Source organism: Chromohalobacter sp. HP20-39 (genome assembly GCF_033052815.1).
GTDB lineage: Bacteria > Pseudomonadota > Gammaproteobacteria > Pseudomonadales > Halomonadaceae > Chromohalobacter.
The window spans coordinates 1-378 of the sequence record NZ_JAWHTP010000271.1 but is presented as its reverse complement, the minus strand read 5'-3'; the positions used below and the strand labels follow the sequence as shown (position 1 = coordinate 378).

Annotated in this window: 1 protein-coding gene; it reads left to right on the top strand. The window is 59.0% G+C overall.

What is annotated here, in order from left to right; genetic code table 11:
* On the top strand, positions 1–378 hold a 378-nt coding region (locus RVY79_RS17945; protein WP_317465874.1), incomplete at both ends, for a hypothetical protein.

The window sequence follows — 378 nt, the reverse complement described above, 5'->3', positions numbered from 1 at the left end:
AAAGATCGCGGACTTTGATCGTCAGGTTGCCAGCTCGCGCGAGCGCATTGCCCAGTTCGAAGGCCGGATTGAAGCACTGATCCGGACTCAGACTGCGCTCAGCACCGAGCGGCAGGGCCTCCTGGTTGATCTGGAGGCACTACCCGTTGTGCAGCGTAAGGCAGAGCGGATCTCCGACGAGATTTCGTCGTGGAAGCTGCTCGGCAAGGCCTTGGGCAATGACGGTGTGATTGCGCTGTCGATCGACGATGCAGGCCCTGAAATCACGAAGAAGGTCAACGACCTGCTCCTGGCGTGCTATGGACCCCGATTCACAATCGGTATCCACACGCAAACGGAGCTGGCCAACGGCGATAAGCGTGAGGGGTTTGAGATTCG